General features: G+C 61.7%; 16 protein-coding genes. 10 read left to right on the top strand and 6 right to left on the bottom strand.

Features of this window, described 5'->3' with window-relative positions:
• The first annotated feature begins 15 nt into the window (after positions 1 to 15).
• Together IEY43_RS09430 and IEY43_RS09425 are read left to right on the top strand one after the other, a co-directional pair.
• Complete coding sequence (locus IEY43_RS09430) at positions 16 to 618, top strand: helix-turn-helix domain-containing protein (RefSeq protein WP_308425053.1); 603 nt, start codon at positions 16 to 18, stop codon at positions 616 to 618.
• 92 nt (positions 619 to 710) lie between these two features.
• Positions 711 to 1529: a thioesterase family protein gene (locus IEY43_RS09425; protein ID WP_188948350.1), complete on the top strand. Its 819-nt coding sequence runs from the start codon at positions 711 to 713 to the stop codon at positions 1527 to 1529.
• Here the strand turns inward: IEY43_RS09425 and IEY43_RS09420 are convergent.
• On the bottom strand, positions 1526 to 2134 hold the full coding sequence (locus IEY43_RS09420) for a uridine kinase family protein (RefSeq protein ID WP_229777341.1): 609 nt from the start codon (positions 2132 to 2134) through the stop codon (positions 1526 to 1528). The genes IEY43_RS09425 and IEY43_RS09420 overlap by 4 nt on opposite strands.
• Before the next feature lie 119 nt (positions 2135 to 2253).
• Here IEY43_RS09420 and IEY43_RS09415 point away from each other — a divergent pair, with 119 nt between their 5' ends.
• On the top strand, positions 2254 to 3000 hold the full coding sequence (locus tag IEY43_RS09415; protein ID WP_188948349.1) for a lipoate--protein ligase family protein: 747 nt from the start codon (positions 2254 to 2256) through the stop codon (positions 2998 to 3000).
• Positions 3001 to 3054: 54 nt separating this feature from the next.
• Here IEY43_RS09415 and IEY43_RS09410 read toward each other — a convergent pair whose 3' ends face one another.
• Positions 3055 to 3333: a mycoredoxin gene (locus IEY43_RS09410; protein WP_188948348.1), complete on the bottom strand. Its 279-nt coding sequence runs from the start codon at positions 3331 to 3333 to the stop codon at positions 3055 to 3057.
• Between the two features lie 120 nt (positions 3334 to 3453).
• On the opposite strand from IEY43_RS09410, the gene IEY43_RS09405 reads away from it, so the two are divergent.
• Entirely contained in the window at positions 3454 to 4179 is a 726-nt protein-coding gene (locus IEY43_RS09405; protein ID WP_188948347.1) for an SOS response-associated peptidase, read from the top strand.
• Here IEY43_RS09405 and IEY43_RS09400 read toward each other — a convergent pair.
• The 3 genes from IEY43_RS09400 to IEY43_RS09390 all read right to left on the bottom strand — a co-directional run bounded on the left by IEY43_RS09400 (position 4176) and on the right by IEY43_RS09390 (position 6516).
• Positions 4176 to 4712 (bottom strand): hypothetical protein, encoded by a 537-nt coding sequence (locus tag IEY43_RS09400; RefSeq protein ID WP_188948346.1) that lies wholly within the window; start codon positions 4710 to 4712, stop codon positions 4176 to 4178. The genes IEY43_RS09405 and IEY43_RS09400 overlap by 4 nt on opposite strands.
• 89 nt (positions 4713 to 4801) lie before the next feature.
• Positions 4802 to 5431 carry an MBL fold metallo-hydrolase gene (locus IEY43_RS09395; RefSeq protein WP_188948345.1) on the bottom strand — a complete coding sequence of 210 codons (630 nt, stop codon included), beginning with the start codon at positions 5429 to 5431 and terminating at the stop codon, positions 4802 to 4804.
• Positions 5431 to 6516 carry an S-(hydroxymethyl)mycothiol dehydrogenase gene (locus tag IEY43_RS09390; protein ID WP_188948344.1) on the bottom strand — a complete coding sequence of 362 codons (1086 nt, stop codon included), beginning with the start codon at positions 6514 to 6516 and terminating at the stop codon, positions 5431 to 5433. Before IEY43_RS09390 ends, IEY43_RS09395 begins: the two co-directional genes overlap by 1 nt.
• A 253-nt stretch (positions 6517 to 6769) precedes the next feature.
• On the opposite strand from IEY43_RS09390, the gene IEY43_RS09385 reads away from it, so the two are divergent.
• Entirely contained in the window at positions 6770 to 7144 is a 375-nt protein-coding gene (locus IEY43_RS09385; protein ID WP_188948343.1) for an aldo/keto reductase, read from the top strand.
• A 114-nt stretch (positions 7145 to 7258) separates the two neighbouring features.
• Here IEY43_RS09385 and IEY43_RS09380 read toward each other — a convergent pair whose 3' ends face one another.
• Positions 7259 to 9673, bottom strand: a complete 2415-nt coding sequence (locus IEY43_RS09380; RefSeq protein WP_188948342.1) for a HelD family protein — start codon at positions 9671 to 9673, stop codon at positions 7259 to 7261.
• Positions 9674 to 10820: 1147 nt separating this feature from the next.
• Between IEY43_RS09380 and IEY43_RS09375 the strand changes: the two genes are divergently transcribed.
• The 5 genes from IEY43_RS09375 (at position 10821) to IEY43_RS09355 (ending at position 15394) form a co-directional block, all read left to right on the top strand.
• Positions 10821 to 11648 (top strand): aldo/keto reductase, encoded by an 828-nt coding sequence (locus IEY43_RS09375; protein ID WP_188948341.1) that lies wholly within the window; start codon positions 10821 to 10823, stop codon positions 11646 to 11648.
• A gap of 249 nt (positions 11649 to 11897) precedes the next feature.
• Positions 11898 to 13253 carry an MFS transporter gene (locus IEY43_RS09370; RefSeq protein ID WP_188948340.1) on the top strand — a complete coding sequence of 452 codons (1356 nt, stop codon included), beginning with the start codon at positions 11898 to 11900 and terminating at the stop codon, positions 13251 to 13253.
• Between the two features lie 196 nt (positions 13254 to 13449).
• Positions 13450 to 14310 (top strand): SDR family NAD(P)-dependent oxidoreductase, encoded by an 861-nt coding sequence (locus tag IEY43_RS09365; RefSeq protein WP_188948339.1) that lies wholly within the window; start codon positions 13450 to 13452, stop codon positions 14308 to 14310.
• A 48-nt stretch (positions 14311 to 14358) separates the two neighbouring features.
• A complete protein-coding gene (locus IEY43_RS09360) occupies positions 14359 to 14862 on the top strand; it encodes a nuclear transport factor 2 family protein (RefSeq protein ID WP_188948338.1) in 504 nt (167 codons plus the stop codon).
• A 223-nt stretch (positions 14863 to 15085) separates the two neighbouring features.
• On the top strand, positions 15086 to 15394 hold the full coding sequence (locus tag IEY43_RS09355; RefSeq protein ID WP_229777340.1) for a DUF6504 family protein: 309 nt from the start codon (positions 15086 to 15088) through the stop codon (positions 15392 to 15394).

Genomic DNA, 15394 nt, shown 5'->3' with positions numbered 1-15394 from the left:
TACGATAATCAGTCCTTGCTTATTCAGGGTATCGTTTTGCGTATGACGCAAGAACTTGATGTGGACAGCACGATTCGCCAGCGGATTCGCGCACTGCGGCAAAGCCGGGGCTGGTCCTTGGAGTCCCTGGCAACCAAGGCGCAACTCAGCGTCTCAACACTGAGTCGCATCGAAACCGGCTCCCGGCGTATCGCCCTGGACCAGCTGGTACCCATAGCCCGCGCCCTGGGCACCACGCTTGACGAATTGGTGGCGACGGCCGGGGAAGACGTCGTCATCAGGCCCGAGCCGGTTGACCTGCCGGGAATGACCATTTGGAAACTGACGAATGAGGACGCGGTCAACGGCGTGACGGTGTCGAAAATCCGCTACGACTCCGCGACCGCCCCGGCGCCCAGCGAGGCAAGGATCCATCAGGGCAAGGAATGGTTCACCGTGCTCTCCGGCGAAGTGCAGTTGAAGCTCGGCGAAAGAACCTACCATGTCGTCGCAGGGCAAGCAGCCCAATTCGACACGCTGACCCCGCATGTCATCTGGGCAGTGAATGGGGTTGCTGAAATTCTCAGCATCATGGATCACGAGGGCCGGCGAGCGCATCACGGTGATCGACCAAGCTGATCCGGCGCGGTGGATGATTTAGTGGTTTAGCTCACCCATTCGATACGCTGGGATCAACGACACATCCGCGCGAACATGCCTGGAGGGCAGCAATGACGCATCAGCTCACCGAGGACCTGGACAAGATTCTTGCGTCGGGGGACTTCTACTTCGAGTCGCTGGGCGAGGGGCGATACCGTTCTTCGTGGCATGCCCAGGGCGCGTGGAATGCGCACGAGCAGCATATGGCGCCGGCCTCGGGGATCATGGCCCATGAACTTGAGCAGTTCCAGCCGCGAAGCGACATGCGCATTGCGCGACTGAGCTTTGAAATCCATGGCCTGATCCATGCTGGCGAATTCGAGATCACCACGCGCATGGTGCGCCCAGGCCGGACCATCGAATTGATCGAAGCCGAAATGAAGGCCAAGGGCCGGACGAGCATTGTCGCGCAGGCTTGGCGCGTGATTACCGGGGACTCCGCGGCTGTTGCGGGTGTTGAGGACGCACCGGTGATCGGGCCGCAGGACTGTGAAGCATTGGAGATTTCAAAGCTCTGGCCCGGGGGATACATCAAGTCCGTTGAAATGCGTGCCGCTGAAGGCCGCCGCAAGGGAAAGGGGCTTGCCTGGCTGCGCACTCCCTACGATCTGGTCGACGTCCACAATGCCTCGTCGATGTCCCGCCTGATTGGGCTTGTCGACACCGCCAATGGTGTCGCTCCGCGGGTGGAACCCGGCGCCGGCGAGTGGATGTTCCCGAACCTCGATCTGCAGATCCACATGTACCGCGCCCCGGCGGGAGAATGGCTGGGGCTGGAGGCGCAGCAAAGCTACGGCACCGATGGCATTGGGCTGACCTCGACGGTTCTGCACGATGAAAGCGGTCCCTTCGGACGGGCAGAGCAGATCCTGACCGTCCGCTCGCGCTAGGAAACCGGGCTGAGGTTTGCCAGCAGCTTCTTGAGCTGGGGCTTCGGCATGATCGTGAATCCCTTGGCCCGGTAGTTTTCCCTGTCGGAGGCATGCGCCTTGAACAGTGCGTAGCCTCGCTTGATGAGGAACAGCAGCGGCTTGCGGCGCTGGGAGACGTCCCTGACGAAGCGGCGGATCGTCGTCAGCAGCGCGGACTCGTCGACGTAGTAGGCCTGGACATCGATTCCCTGGGCGCGCAGCGGCTCGAGGATTTCCGAGAGGAAGATCCCTTCCGCGATGATGGGGCCGCCGTTGCCGGAGATCTTTCGATGCCCGTCGTAGCTTGAGGTGGAGATGGAGTAGTTCGGCACCATGGTGCTGCCCGATTCCAATAGCTCGTTGACTGCCTTCAACGCTGCGTCCATGTTCCAGGTGCCCGGGTGGTCCCAGTCGACTTCTCCGTAGGGAGTGCGGGGGAATGCCTCGGGGTGCCCGTCTTCGGAGAGCTGGCGGTAGAACTCATCGAGTGGAAGATGCGGATTTCCAAACCGAGCTGCAAGGTATGACTTGCCTGAGCCTGAGGGTCCGCCGATGAGAATTACTGGTGTAGATGAAGAAGGCACACGACCAATTATGTCCTACCGCGCTCAACGCCCAGTAATTTCGATCCTCGGCCCACCCAGCCGATGACTGGGCGTCATACGTTCGAAGCGGCTTCGCCGGCTGAATTAGACTCATGACCATGACCTTGTGGAACCGCCAATCTGATGCCCCGTTGACCTTGCTGCGCGAGGAACCCAGCGGAGATCCCGGTGCTGATCTGGAGCGCGGGGTGCAACTGTTGCGCGAAGTCCAGTCCGGTGAGCGCGGGCCGCTGTTGCGCCTGTACCGTCCGGACCCCACCTTGGCGTTCGGCCAGCGTGATGTTCGCCTCCCGGGCTTCGAGCTGGCCAGCCGGGCGGCTGCGAACCAGGGATTCGCGCCGCTGGTGCGGAAGGCGGGCGGCCGGGCGGCCGCCTACCATCGCGGCACCTTGATCGTTGACCATATCGAGCCGCAGGCCGAAGCGATCATGCACCAGCAGCAGCGGTTCGAGATTTTCGCCCGGCTCTATGCCGATGCATTCCGCAGGGTCGGGGTCCAAGCCGAAGTGGGGCCGATCGACGGCGAGTACTGCGTCGGGGACCATTCGGTACACGGGGTCCCGGGGGCTGGCTCCGCGATCGGGCATGCGGTCAAGCTGGTGGGCACCGCGCAGCGGGTGATTTCCGGAGCTTGGCTGTTCTCCAGCGTTTTCGTGGTGGAGAACTCCGAGCCTCTGCGACGTGTGCTGGATGCCGTCTACCAGGCCATGGAAGTCCCGATGAATCCCGAGACGGTGGGGGCCGGTGACGACCTGGCGCCCGGGCTCACGACCGAAGCATTTATCGAGGCGCTGCTGGCTGAATACCGGGAGCATGTCGCGGTCCCGGAGCAGACGGCGGGTTAAACACGAAGTTCCCGGAACCTCCAAGGTTCCGGGAACTGTGCATTTAAGGCGAAATTACGCTCCGACGCGCTCGACGACTTCCTCGATGCGCGGGTTGGTTGCGGCGGTGCCGTCGGGGAAGATCAGGGTCGGGACGGTCTGGTTGCCGTTGTTGAACGACTCGACGATCTCCGCGGTGCCCTCGACCTCTTCGATGTTCACCTCGGTGTAGGCCACGCCCTTCTGGTCCATCAGGCGCTTCAGGTTGCGGCAGTAGCCGCACCAGCTGGTGGTGAACATGGTGACTCCGCCAGCGGCAGGAACGTACTTCTCAAGGTTCAATTCGTTGCTCATACTTCATGTAACCACGCGACCTGCCCGTTTGTTCCGCCTGACCCGGCTGCCACCACTGTTTTCTGCCGTTCGTCGGACTACACTGGGAACAAAATTCGAACAAATCTGCGGGGGTTCATCATGTGCGGACGCTACGTCATGGCCAAGGCCATCGGCGACCTGGTTGCCGAGGCGGAAGCGGAGGCGGACGCCAACCTGGAGCTTCGCCAGTCGTGGAACGTCGCGCCGACCACCGACGTGCCGGTAGTGCTCGAGCGGATGATCGACGGACAGCTGCACCGCCAGGTCCATGTGGCCCGCTGGGGCCTGGTTCCTGGCTGGGCCAAGGAGCTGTCGGTGGGGGTGCGCGCCTTCAACGCGCGCAGCGAAACCGCCTCCTCCAAGCCGACGTTCCGTTCGGCGGTCAAGAAGCGCCGGGCCGCAGTTCCCGTGCAGGGCTATTACGAGTGGAAGAAGGAAGGCAGCAAGAAGCGCCCCTTCTTCGTGCACCGCGAGGACGGCAAGCTGATCTTCTTCGCCGGACTGTACGAATGGTGGAAGGACGAGGACGGAAGCTGGATCCTGTCCACCACGATCATGACCATGGATTCGCCATCGAGCGAAGAGCCGGGGGTGCTCGGCGAGCTGGCCGGGCTTCACGACCGCCTGCCGATTCCGCTGGATCGGGAAATGATGGCCCGCTGGCTGGATCCGGAGCAGGAGGACGGCGAAGGACTGATTGAGCAGATCCGGTCCGAGGCCTTCGACGTGGCCTCGACCTGGACCATGCACGAGGTGGATCCAGCAGTGGGAAACGTGCGCAACGACGGCCCGGAGCTGATCGAACCGCATCGCTCGCTGTTCTAGGAGTCCTCGCTCCGGGAGCGCGCTCCCGCATGCAGCCCGAGGCCCAGGCCGATGGCCCCCAGGCCCAGCGCGCTGAGCAGCTTGCCGAGAATTTGCGTCCCGGTCACCGAAGGGGCGGGGGAGAAGGTGCTGTTGTCCAGCGGCGCGTAGGCGAACCAGCCGAAGCTCTTGACCTGCAGCGCATCCCAGATCAGCAGGCCGGTTCCGCCGGCCAGTACCAGCAGCCCGGTGAGCCAGATGATGCGTGTGGTGAGCGCATGCTTCCTGCTTTTGAGCATGCGCCGTCCCAGGATCAGTCCCAGGCTCAGGCACAGCGCCCCGAAACCCAAGGCCAGCAGCAGCTCGCCGGAGACCTGCAGCATCGAGGGGCCGATGGAAAAGGTGTCGACCGGTTGCGGTTCGGTGCCACCGGAATACAGCAGGTACTCGGCTTGGCTGTCGCGCCAGAGCAGCACGCTGCCGGCCAGGATGAACATCGTTCCGATCCAGCCGGGGATTTTCGCCGAGCGCACGCGGGCGGAAGATTCAGGCATGGGATCATCATTCCACACGAAAGCCCAAGCCGGGACGGAATTGCTCATTCCATCCCGGCTTGGGCTTTGCGTTGCGCACCGCTATGGGGTTAGTGCCCGCGGGCGATCCACTCATCCAGGTTCGGCGCTTCGTCGCCGATGGTGGTGGCGGCGCCGTGGCCGGTGTTGACCACGGTTTCCGCCGGCAGGGTCAGCAGCTTGGAGCGGATCGAGTCGATGATCGTCTCGAAGCTCGAGTAGCTGCGGCCGGTGGCGCCGGGCCCGCCGTTGAACAGGGTGTCGCCGCTGAACAGCACACCCAGGTCCTCCGAATAGAAGCAGGTGGATCCCGGCGAGTGCCCAGGGGTGTGCAGGGCGGTCAGCGTGGTCCCGGCGACGGTGAAGCTGTCGCCTTCGTGGATTTCCGCGTCGATGTCGCGTTCCGGGTACACCGCGTCCCAGAGCATCTGGTCTTCGGGGTTCAGGAACAGCGGGGCGTCGACCTCGTCGGAGAACTGCGCGGCGGCGCGGATGTGGTCGTCGTGCCCGTGGGTGAGCAGCACCGCCATCACCTCGCGCTGGCCGATGGCCTGACGGATGGCCTGCGGGTCGTGCGCCGGGTCGATGACGATGACCTCGGCGTCGTCCCCGACGAGCCAGACGTTGTTGTCCACTTCCCAGGTGCCGCCGTCCAGGCTGAAGGTGCCGGAGGTGACGATGTTCTCGATGCGTGCGGTCATTAGATTTCCACCACCGAACGCAGCACGGTGCCCGCGTGCATCTTGTCGAAGGCGGATTCGATCTCGTCGATGGTGATGCGCTCGGTGACGAAGGCATCCAGGTCCAGCCGGCCGAGCTTGTACTGCTCGACCAGCATCGGGAAGTCGTGGCTCGGCAGGCAGTCGCCGTACCAGGAGCTCTTCAGCGATCCGCCGCGCCCGAAGACGTCCAGCAGCGGCAGCTCGAGGGTCATCTCCGGGGTCGGGACGCCCACCAGCACCACGCGGCCGGCCAGGTCGCGGGCGTAGAACGCCTGCTTGTAGGTTTCCGGGCGGCCCACCGCGTCGATGACCACGTCGGCGCCGAAGCCGCCGGTGAGGTCCTGGATTGCGGTGACGGCGTCGACCTTGCTCGAATCCACGGTGTGGGTGGCGCCGAAGCGCTTGGCGGTTTCCAGCTTGTCCGGGTTGACGTCCACCGCGATGATGGTGGTGGCGCCGGCCAGCTGCGCGCCGGCGATGGCCGCCGCGCCCACGCCGCCGCAGCCGATGACGGCCACGGATTCGCCGCGCTTGATCTCGCCGGTGTTGATGGCCGCGCCGATGCCGGCCATGATGCCGCAGCCCAGCAGGCCCACGGCCGCAGGATCGGCGTCCTCGTCCACGATGGTGCACTGCCCGGAGTGGACCAGGGTCTTCTCGGCGAAGGACCCGATGCCCAGCGCAGGGGAGAGCTCGGTGCCGTCTTCCAGGGTCATCTTCTGGGTGGCGTTGTGGGTGTTGAAGCAGTACTTCGGCTCGCCCTTGGCGCAGGCGCGGCACTGGCCGCAGACCGCGCGCCAGTTCAGGATGACGCGGTCGCCGACCTTGACGTTGGTGACGTTCTCGCCGATCTGGCTGACCACGGCGGTGGACTCGTGGCCCAGCAGGTAGGGGTAGTCGTCGCCGATGCCGCCGAGCTTGTAGTGCAGGTCGGTGTGGCAGACGCCGGTGGTCAGCACGTCGACCACGACCTCTCCCGGCCCGGGATCCGGAACGATGATGTCGACAACCTCGACCGGGGCGTCTTTGGCGCGGGAAATGACCGCTTTGACCTTATGGGACATGTCGGTGGGCTCCTTGTGGTGGATTGTGCTTCTGACCCGATGCTATCGGTGCGGCAGGCGCGAAGCTAGGAGCCGCGCGCCGAATGACCAAGTGTGGCGTGGGTCAGCGGCCTTTTCTGCCCGCTCCGCCCATTGTCCCGGATTCCTACATAGTTGCTGTCCTGTTTAATCGTGGACTTTTACACGGTGGGCGCTTAATACTTGAATGGACTATCCAAGGTGAAAAGCACAAGTCAGGGACGAAGGAGCAGTAATGCAGGAACAACACACGATCGAACTGGCCCCGGGGCTTCGGATCCCCGCCATCGGGCTGGGCACCTGGCCGCTGACCGGAGAAGAGGCCGCCGACGCGGTGGCCAGGGCGCTGGGCAACGGCTACCGCCATGTGGACACCGCGGCGAACTACGGCAACGAGCAGGCCGTCGGGGCGGGCATCGCACGGACCGGGGTACAGCGCAAGACAGTGTGGGTGACCAGCAAGTTCAACAACGAGGACCTGAATCGCACCGGGTTTAATCGAGGCAAGGAACAAGGAGCGCGATCGCGTGCCATCGGTGAACTGTTGGTTCAGCGATGGCATGCTTTGTCCCGAAGTCGGGATGGGTTGACAAGGGGGTGGGCCACTTAACTAGACGACACTGCCGATAGTCCGGCAGGGAGGTTTTACCGCGGGTGTTCGGCAGTGGCCTAGACGAATTGATAGCGGCAGGTCGGGCAGGGCGTCTTTGAATGTTGCGCCGATTTAGGAATCAGTCATGTGTGAGACTTTAGAACAGAGGTTCAAAGCTTCCTGCAGAATGGCTACCTGTACGTTTGAACCATAGAACTTCAACACAGTTTCATTCAAGAACTCTGCGTTGCGACGAACCAGTTCCTGTTCAATCGGCGACAAACTGATTGGCTGCTCAACAGGTTTATACATTTTCTGGGGAGATTCTTTTTGAGCATGGGATTCTGAAGCAGACTGCAACAAAGTGGGTGGCGAAGTTTTCTTGCCAGCCAGAATAGCCGGCGTGGGTGTCATCGACGCGGATCGACCATAAGGCTCATCGTCTACCGGTTCTTTGGCCTTAGTTCCCTCATCGACTGAATCAGTGTCTGTATTCTGAGTGTTCTCAACTGGGTTGTCGATGACCGTGATTTTTTCAAAGGCGTCGGCAATGATTCCCGGGATATTGCCGCTCGTGCATAGGACATCGAGACGATGAGTGGTTCGTGTCAAAGCAATGTAAAGGAGCCGCGCACCGTTATCCTCATCCAAGATACTTTGGGGGTCCACAATAACGACCGAATCAAATTCCAGTCCTTTGGAGTCATTAGGTGTGATCAGATTTATGGATTTGCCAAGCTGACCGTCACTTGAATCGCTGTAGGTCAACTCTTCGTGTTGGAAGGCCGTCTTGATCTCATCCCAGCGTTCTTTCGGGGCGATGACGCCCACGAATCTTCCCTTGCCGCTGTGGTGGCTTGCAACCTTTGCTACTTCAGATGCCAGTTGGCCCTCGGGCACGTCAAATAGCTCGGGCAAAGCGTTAGCACTGCGAACAATCGTTGGAGGTTTCAAACCGGGTGCAGCAAGTGGGAGCAATTTGGCCGCGACCTCGAATACCTCCCGTGGCACGCGATAGCCGTGTTCAAGCGAAACTAAGTTGTGAGGTAGAGATGTCCCTAGTGCCGTGATCACCTCGGACCAATCGGCCCGTGCGAATGACCCGGTGGATTGGGCTACGTCGCCGACGATGGTCATTGAACCGGTGCGAGTTCGACGACGAAGTGAGAGCAACTGCATGGGACTGAGGTCTTGTGCCTCGTCGACGATGATGTGGCCATAGAGATCGACGTTTCCGCTCATGCTTTCGTTGGCTTCATCGATCAATGCAAGATCTCCAAGGGTCCATGGTTCCTGATCCATGCGAGCAGCCGCTTGACGGTAAAGTAGCTCGATCGCAGAAGGATCTAGTACGTTCGCTGTCGCAATTCTTAGGCGACTCTTGGAGCCAAGCAACTCTCGAATGAACTGGGGGCCACTTAGCGTAGGCCACATCCGGTCCAGCGCGGCATCCACTGAGGGTGGATCCAAGATGTCCTTAATATCGACAGATCCGTGAAAATTGAGCTGTTCGAGGCAACGCTCCAGCAAGCGTTCGCGCAGTTCTTGACGTCCCTTGCCGTAGGGGAGATGACGCAATGAGTTGACATCGTCGGCAATCATCTCAGGACTGATATTGACAGTAACGGACGAATTTCGACGTTTGATTCGTAGGACCGAAGACGGTACCTTGATCCGGTCGTTGAGGCCATTGGCGATGACATCTGCCATTTCGGCCATCCCCTTGATGCGGGCTGTCGCTTCGTTGTCAACGGCACGGGCTGGAAGACTGCCAGCCATGAGTTCCTGAATGGACGTTTGCCTTATGTCCCGGTCGCCCAGCGAAGGCAGTACGTGCTGGATGTACTTGGTAAAAGCAGGGTTGGGTCCTACAACTAAAAGGTCTCGCGGAGAAAGTTTGTCCCTGTAGTGGTATAGAAGCCAAGACGCTCGGTGCAGTGCGACTGCCGTTTTGCCGGTTCCAGGACCGCCTTGAATCACGAGAAGTTGATTCATGTCAGCGCGCATGAGTTTGTCTTGCGAGGCTTGGATTGTGCGCACGATATCCAGCATTTGACCCGTTCGACCCTCTTGGAGCGCGTGCAGTAGCGCATCGTCGGTGTGGAAATCGCCCCCTAGCTCGTCAAGTCGCTCACGAATCTCTGCGAAAAGTTTGTCGTCGAAGGCATCAACGTGGTTGTACGAGGTGGAAAAAACGCGCTTTCTGGTCAGATCCATAGCATCGGTAGCGGACGCTTGGTAGAACTTTTTAGCGAGGGGCGCCTTCCAACTGATAACACGGCGCTCTCCATCTTCGGCAGCGATCGACACTTTGCCTACGTAAATTGAGCTGCCATCGTCTAGGTCCATGCGTCCGATAGCAACTGCGTCATTCTCGGACAGCTTCTCCACGGAATCTAGATGCCGCTTCATTGCGCGTCGATCGGGGCCGGTTCCTGCAACATTGCGAAGTCGCTGGCGTTCGCTTACCGCGTTTTCATATACCAAACGCGCGTCGTCGAAATATGCCTGCTCTTTCACTAATTCTTCGGCATACGAATTCTGCACCGTTAAGTTCCCCCTTGTTGTTGTAACCAAAACCTAGTTATGCAGTTGCTCCCACCCAGCCTAAGAATGAACTCCGACACTTTAGTGGATTTTGAATGATTTCGGGAAGCGAGTCATGATGAAGGAAAGGGAGCTTCGGTCTAGTTGTGAGAGTTTCAAGTGCTTCGAAAAGCTCATCTGGAAACGCGGGTTCAAGGTCTTAGTGAACCGAAAAATTCTCCGGCCTCCTATCGGTTCCGAATGCCCAATGACGATTACTTTGGCAGTGGCGTCTGTATGCTCGGTGGCTCCACTCGCCCATAGACGATGTAGCTCATCAGATGCATTATTCTCATAGGAAAGCCAAATCGTGCCAACACTCCGGTGCGGGGTCCCGAGTGTTAACCACGGCAGTTTAGAACCACACGACGGGTGAACCGGTGTGACGAAACGGTAGCGCGGGTGTAAGTATCGAGAGAATATGCCAAACGAAGCCAGGTTCGCTTGGTGACGGTTTGCGATCAGTTTCCCTAATTCGATGCTCCGGAGGCACCGCTAGAAGTTCAAACAGGCTCGACGAGTTCCTAGGCAGCATATTCTGCCGTGAAACCCGGGCATGGGCGAGTCAGTCTCATCGCCACCGAACAGTGAGCCTGTAGTGGTGCCCTGTCTGAGGGGAGATTTATTTGCTATGAATCGGTGGTCTCACTCAACCCTGAAAGTCAGGGCTGCGCTAGGAAGAATTCCTCTCCCAGTGATTGAGTAAGGACCTGGATGAGGGAGTCTCGTTGCTCTTCGATCAGGAAGCAACTGTTCAGGTTTCCTGCGTGCTAGGGAAACAAAAACTTCATGTTTTGCTTAAGCCAATCCACTTCCCAATTCATCAACGGAGAAGGTTAACGATCCATAGGTCAGCTACTATCTTGGGTGCCACGTCCCGAGAGGGCAGGAGCGAGCCCTTCGGTGCGGCAGGCGCGAAGCTAGGAGCCGCGCGCCGAATGACCAAGTGTGGCGTGGGTCAGCGGCCTTTTTTGCCCGCTCCGCCCATTGTCCCGGATTCCTACATAGTTGCTGTCCTGTTTAATCGTGGACTTTTACACGGTGGGCGCTTAATACTTGAATGGACTATCCAAGGTGAAAAGCACAAGTCAGGGACGAAGGAGCAGTAATGCAGGAACAACACATGATCGAACTGGCCCCGGGGCTTCGGATCCCCGCCATCGGGCTGGGCACCTGGCCGCTGACCGGAGAAGAGGCCGCCGACGCGGTGGCCAGGGCGCTGGGCAACGGCTACCGCCATGTGGACACCGCGGCGAACTACGGCAACGAGCAGGCCGTCGGGGCGGGCATCGCGCGGGCCGGGGTGCAGCGCGACCAGTTGTGGGTGACCAGCAAGTTCAACAAGGAAGACCATTCGCGCGACGGCGTGGCAATTGCATACGAACGCGCCTTGGAACTGATGGGGCTGGATTACCTGGACTTGTATCTGGTGCACTGGCCCAACCCGGACCAGGGAACGTTTGTCGAAGCCTGCCAGGGGCTGGAGGACCTGGTGCAGGCGGGAAAGCTGCGCTCCTGGGGCGTCTCCAACTTCAAGCCGGCGCACCTGCAGGCAGTCTTCGACGCGGGGCTGCGCCCCGTGCTCAACCAGGTGCAGGTCGATCCCGAGCATCTGCAGCGCGAGCAGCTGGAGTTCCATGCCCAGCACCGGCTGGCCACGGTCGCCTACAGCCCGTTGGGCCGGGCGGGGGATTTCCTGTCCCATCCGGCGATTACCGCGGCGGCGGAGCAGTACGGAAAGACCCCGGCCCAGATCGTGCTTCGCTGGCACCTTGATTCGGGGCGCATCGCGGTGCCCAAATCCGCCAGCGACGTCCGCCAGCGGGAGAACCTGGATGTTTTCGACTTCGCGCTGACCGGGCAGCAGCTGGCGGCGATCGATGCGCTGGACACGGGAGCCGGCCCGCGCCTGGATGCGGATTCCTTCGGCCACTAAAACACAACACCATGGAAGGCTGCCCCGGAATACGGGGCGGCCTTTTTCGGCTTTAATCGAGGCTCGCAAGCCGGTAAATGGTTGCTGACCTGTGGTTTGTCGAGCGTTCCGGGGATGCCTTCCAGGCCGGTGAATTTCCCCAAAATTTCCTTAGGTGTTGCGGGTCACACGGGGGTACACTCAAGTGTGCGCAAAACGTACTGCTGTTCGGATAGCGTACAATTCAGTTCTTGATACTTGGAGGTTCCCATGGCGATTGGCCAGAGCAGCGCAGTGGCCGGTACAGAGCTCTCGCGCGCCGAGCAGTCTTACCGGGTGAAGCGGGCGAAGAAGGCGGCCCTGGCCGCGTTCCTCGGCGGCATGCTGGAGTACTATGACTTCTTCATCTATGCGACTGCCGCGTCGCTGATCTTCTCGCACATCTTCTTCCCGGCGGGGGATCCCACCATCACCCTCATGGCGTCGTTCGCCACCTTCGGCGTCGCCTATGTGGCCCGCCCCTTCGGCGCCATCGTCTTCGGGCATCTGGGCGACCGGCTGGGACGCAAGAACACGCTGGTGCTGACCCTGATGCTGATGGGCGGGGCAACCTTCGCCATCGGCCTGCTGCCGAACTTCGCGCAGGCCGGCTACCTGGCCCCGGCCCTGCTGGTGTTCCTGCGGCTGGTCCAGGGCTTGTCCGCCGGCGCCGAGACGGCGGGATCCTCGACGCTGACCATGGAGGAGTCCCCGGTGGGCCGGCGCGGGTTCTTCCCCTCCTTCGCGATGAGCGGGATCTCGGCGGGTATCGTGCTGGCCTCGCTGGTCTTCATCCCGGTCGCGGCGATGGACGAGGCCGCCAGGATGTCGTGGGGCTGGCGTGTGCCCTTCCTGCTTTCGGTGGTCGTGATGATCGTGGCGATGCTGGTACGACGTTCGCTCGAGGAGCCCGAAGTCTTCGAGGACGAGGTCAAGTCCCAAGGCGGCGGCGAGAAGGAGAAGCTGCCGTTCCTGCTGATGCTCAAGACCCACCCGGCGCAGTTCTTCCAGGTCTCGCTGATGTCCTTCCAGTGCGTGACCAATACCCTGATGCAGGCCTTCGGCCTGGCCTACGCGGTCAGCGTGGGAATCCCCGCGGCGACGATGCTGGTGGTCAGCATCGCTGGCAACGTGCTGGCGATCTTCTCCCAGCCGCTGAGCGCCTACCTCTCGGACCGCTTCGGCCGCCGCACCATCTTCATCACCGGCATCCTGTCCTCTGGCGTGCTGATCTGGGTCTACTTCTGGGCGATCTCCACCTCCAACATCGCGCTGGTCTTCCTGCTGAGCATCGCGATCACCGCGGGCAGCTACGCGGTGTCCAACGCGATCTATCCGGCTTGGTTCTCCGAGCTGTTCCACGTCAAGGTCCGCTACTCGGGTGTCGCCATCGGCCTGCAGGTGGGCATCCTGTGCGCCGGGTTCACCCCGATGATCGCCACCGTGCTGGTCGGCGGGACCCCCGCCAACTACGGGCCGGCGGCCTGGATCGTTGCAGGGTCCTCCATCGTGGCGGCCATCGGCGCCATCTGGGCCCGCGAAACCTTCAAGACCCCGCTGCATGAGCTGGGCAACGCGGTGGATTAGAACTTCCGCTTCCTGCCAAAGGCCCGGAATCAGTTGGTCATCGACCGGCTGGTTCCGGGCCTTTGCGCGTGCAGGGGTGGCGCGTCCGGACGTCCCGCTCAGTGGGATGGCGGATTCCGGCGGTGCATGGCCGGGATGTAATTGTGCCACGTGCGCCCGGAATCTCGGGCGACGCCAGAACCACGGGAGGAAATCGATGACCCAGAAAACCCGACGCGTCGCCGTTGTCACCGGCGCCAGCCGCGGCGCAGGCAAGGGGATCGCACTGGCACTGGGCGAAGCCGGGGCCAAGGTCTACGTCACTGGGCGCACCACCACCGAAGGCGAGGCCCCGCTGCCGGGAACCGTTTTCGCCACCGCCGAGGAAATCACCGCCCGCGGCGGGATCGGCGTGCCGGTGGTGCTCGACCACACCGACGACACCCAGGTGAAAGCGCTCTTCGAACGCATCGCTGCCGAAGACGGTGCCATCGACATCCTGGTCAACAACGCCTACGCGGTGCCGGCGGAGCTGACGCTCGCCGGAGCGTTCTGGGAGAAGTCGCTGGACCTGCTTCAGGTGTTCAACGTCGGGCTGCGCTCCAGCTATGTCGCCAGCTACTACGCCGCACCGCTGCTGATCGCCGGCGGCGGGCTGGTGGTGAACACCTCCTCCTTCGGCGGCACCTGCTACATGCACGGGCCGGCCTACGGGGCAGGCAAGGCCGCCGTGGACAAGATGGCCAGCGACATGGCCGTGGACTTCAAGCCGCACGGCGTCGCCGTCGTCTCCCTGTGGATGGGGATGCTGAAGACCGAGCGCACCCTGGCCGAGCTGGCGAAGAGCCCCGAGCAGTACGGGGACCTGGAAGCCACCGCCGAATCCCCGGAATTCCCCGGCCGGGTCATCGACGCGCTGCACCGCGACCCGCAGCTGATGCAGCGCAGCGGCCAGGTGCTGATCGCCGCGGAGCTGGCCGCAGAGCTGGGAGTGCTGGACGTGGACGGGGCGCAGCCGATCTCCCACCGCCCCATGCTCGGAAACCCGCCGGTGTTCTCCGGTGCCGTGATCGCCTAGACCGCCGACCGAACCCCAACCCGAAACGATTTGTCAGGAGAACGACCCATGGATATGGAACAACGCCTTGCCGCGCTGGAGGCGATCGAAGAGATCAAGGCGCTGAAGCACCGCTACTGGCGCGCCTGCGATGGGAAGGACCCGCAGGGATTCCGCGACTGCTTCATCCAACGCGGCGCGGTCATCGACTACGGCCCCATGGGCGCCTTCGACGACGTGGAGCCGATGGCCGAGATCTTCACCCAGGTGGCGCTGGCGAAGGTCGACGGCAAGCACGTGATCTTCGACATGCACCACGGAATGCACCCGGACATCACGCTGCTTAGCCCCACCACCGCCCGTGGGCGCTGGACGCTGCGTTTCCGCCAGGTCAATCTGCGCGAGGGCACCGAGTACCTGAAGACCGGCGAATACGACGACGAGTACGTGCTGGTGGACGGGCAATGGAAGATGTCCGCCTGCCGCTTCACCGACACCTGGTCGATGACCCGCGCGCTGGATGAGAGCGCGCAGATCACCGAGGGCGAGTTTATGGCGGTTCCGGCTCCCTAGCGGCACCCATTAAAGGCCCGGGGCTCATGCGGATCCACCGCGCAGGTCCCGGGCCTTTCGCGCGCCTGCACCGGGGAGGCTGGCTCGTGTTGTCCTGATCAAAAAATTTGTTCAAGAATCCGGGGCCCGAGCCAAACTGTCGGCCGGGTTGACTAGTGTAGCTACCGATCGAACACATGTTCGAATATAATGAGTTTGTTGACTAAGGAGCGCACACGTGGGCATGTTCACCGAGCCGATCGAGGTTACCCGCGCAGCGAATGGAATACCGCTGCGCGTCACCTGGCAAGGGAAAGACTACCGCCTGGTGGCCGAACCCGAACGCTGGTTCGAACGCCGCAAATGGTGGGAGGAGAACATGAGGATTCCGCGTGGACTAGGGGCAGGAGTAGCCGATTATGAAATGTGGCGACTGCAATTGGTCTCGTCGGAGGGTCGCGGCGAGCCCTTCAGCGTCGATGTCAGCTTCGACGCGCAGAGCGCCCGCTGGCGCCTGGTCCGCCTGCATGAACAGCATGCCCGCAGCGCCTAA

The organism is Glutamicibacter protophormiae, from assembly GCF_014647495.1.
GTDB classification, from domain to species: Bacteria; Actinomycetota; Actinomycetes; order Actinomycetales; family Micrococcaceae; genus Glutamicibacter; species Glutamicibacter protophormiae.
The sequence above is the reverse complement of the archived record's forward strand: the minus strand, read 5'-3'. Positions and strand labels throughout refer to the sequence as shown.

Coding starts and splice junctions, on each gene's coding strand:
- IEY43_RS09360 (WP_188948338.1), top strand. CDS start 14,359: ATGGATATGGAACAACGCCTTGCCGCGCTGGAGGCGATCGAAGAGATC.
- IEY43_RS09385 (WP_188948343.1), top strand. CDS start 6,770: ATGCAGGAACAACACACGATCGAACTGGCCCCGGGGCTTCGGATCCCC.
- IEY43_RS09425 (WP_188948350.1), top strand. CDS start 711: ATGACGCATCAGCTCACCGAGGACCTGGACAAGATTCTTGCGTCGGGG.
- IEY43_RS09370 (WP_188948340.1), top strand. CDS start 11,898: ATGGCGATTGGCCAGAGCAGCGCAGTGGCCGGTACAGAGCTCTCGCGC.
- IEY43_RS09400 (WP_188948346.1), bottom strand. CDS start 4,712: ATGCCTGAATCTTCCGCCCGCGTGCGCTCGGCGAAAATCCCCGGCTGG.
- IEY43_RS09405 (WP_188948347.1), top strand. CDS start 3,454: ATGTGCGGACGCTACGTCATGGCCAAGGCCATCGGCGACCTGGTTGCC.
- IEY43_RS09415 (WP_188948349.1), top strand. CDS start 2,254: ATGACCTTGTGGAACCGCCAATCTGATGCCCCGTTGACCTTGCTGCGC.
- IEY43_RS09395 (WP_188948345.1), bottom strand. CDS start 5,431: ATGACCGCACGCATCGAGAACATCGTCACCTCCGGCACCTTCAGCCTG.
- IEY43_RS09390 (WP_188948344.1), bottom strand. CDS start 6,516: ATGTCCCATAAGGTCAAAGCGGTCATTTCCCGCGCCAAAGACGCCCCG.
- IEY43_RS09365 (WP_188948339.1), top strand. CDS start 13,450: ATGACCCAGAAAACCCGACGCGTCGCCGTTGTCACCGGCGCCAGCCGC.
- IEY43_RS09375 (WP_188948341.1), top strand. CDS start 10,821: ATGCAGGAACAACACATGATCGAACTGGCCCCGGGGCTTCGGATCCCC.
- IEY43_RS09410 (WP_188948348.1), bottom strand. CDS start 3,333: ATGAGCAACGAATTGAACCTTGAGAAGTACGTTCCTGCCGCTGGCGGA.
- IEY43_RS09355 (WP_229777340.1), top strand. CDS start 15,086: ATGTTCACCGAGCCGATCGAGGTTACCCGCGCAGCGAATGGAATACCG.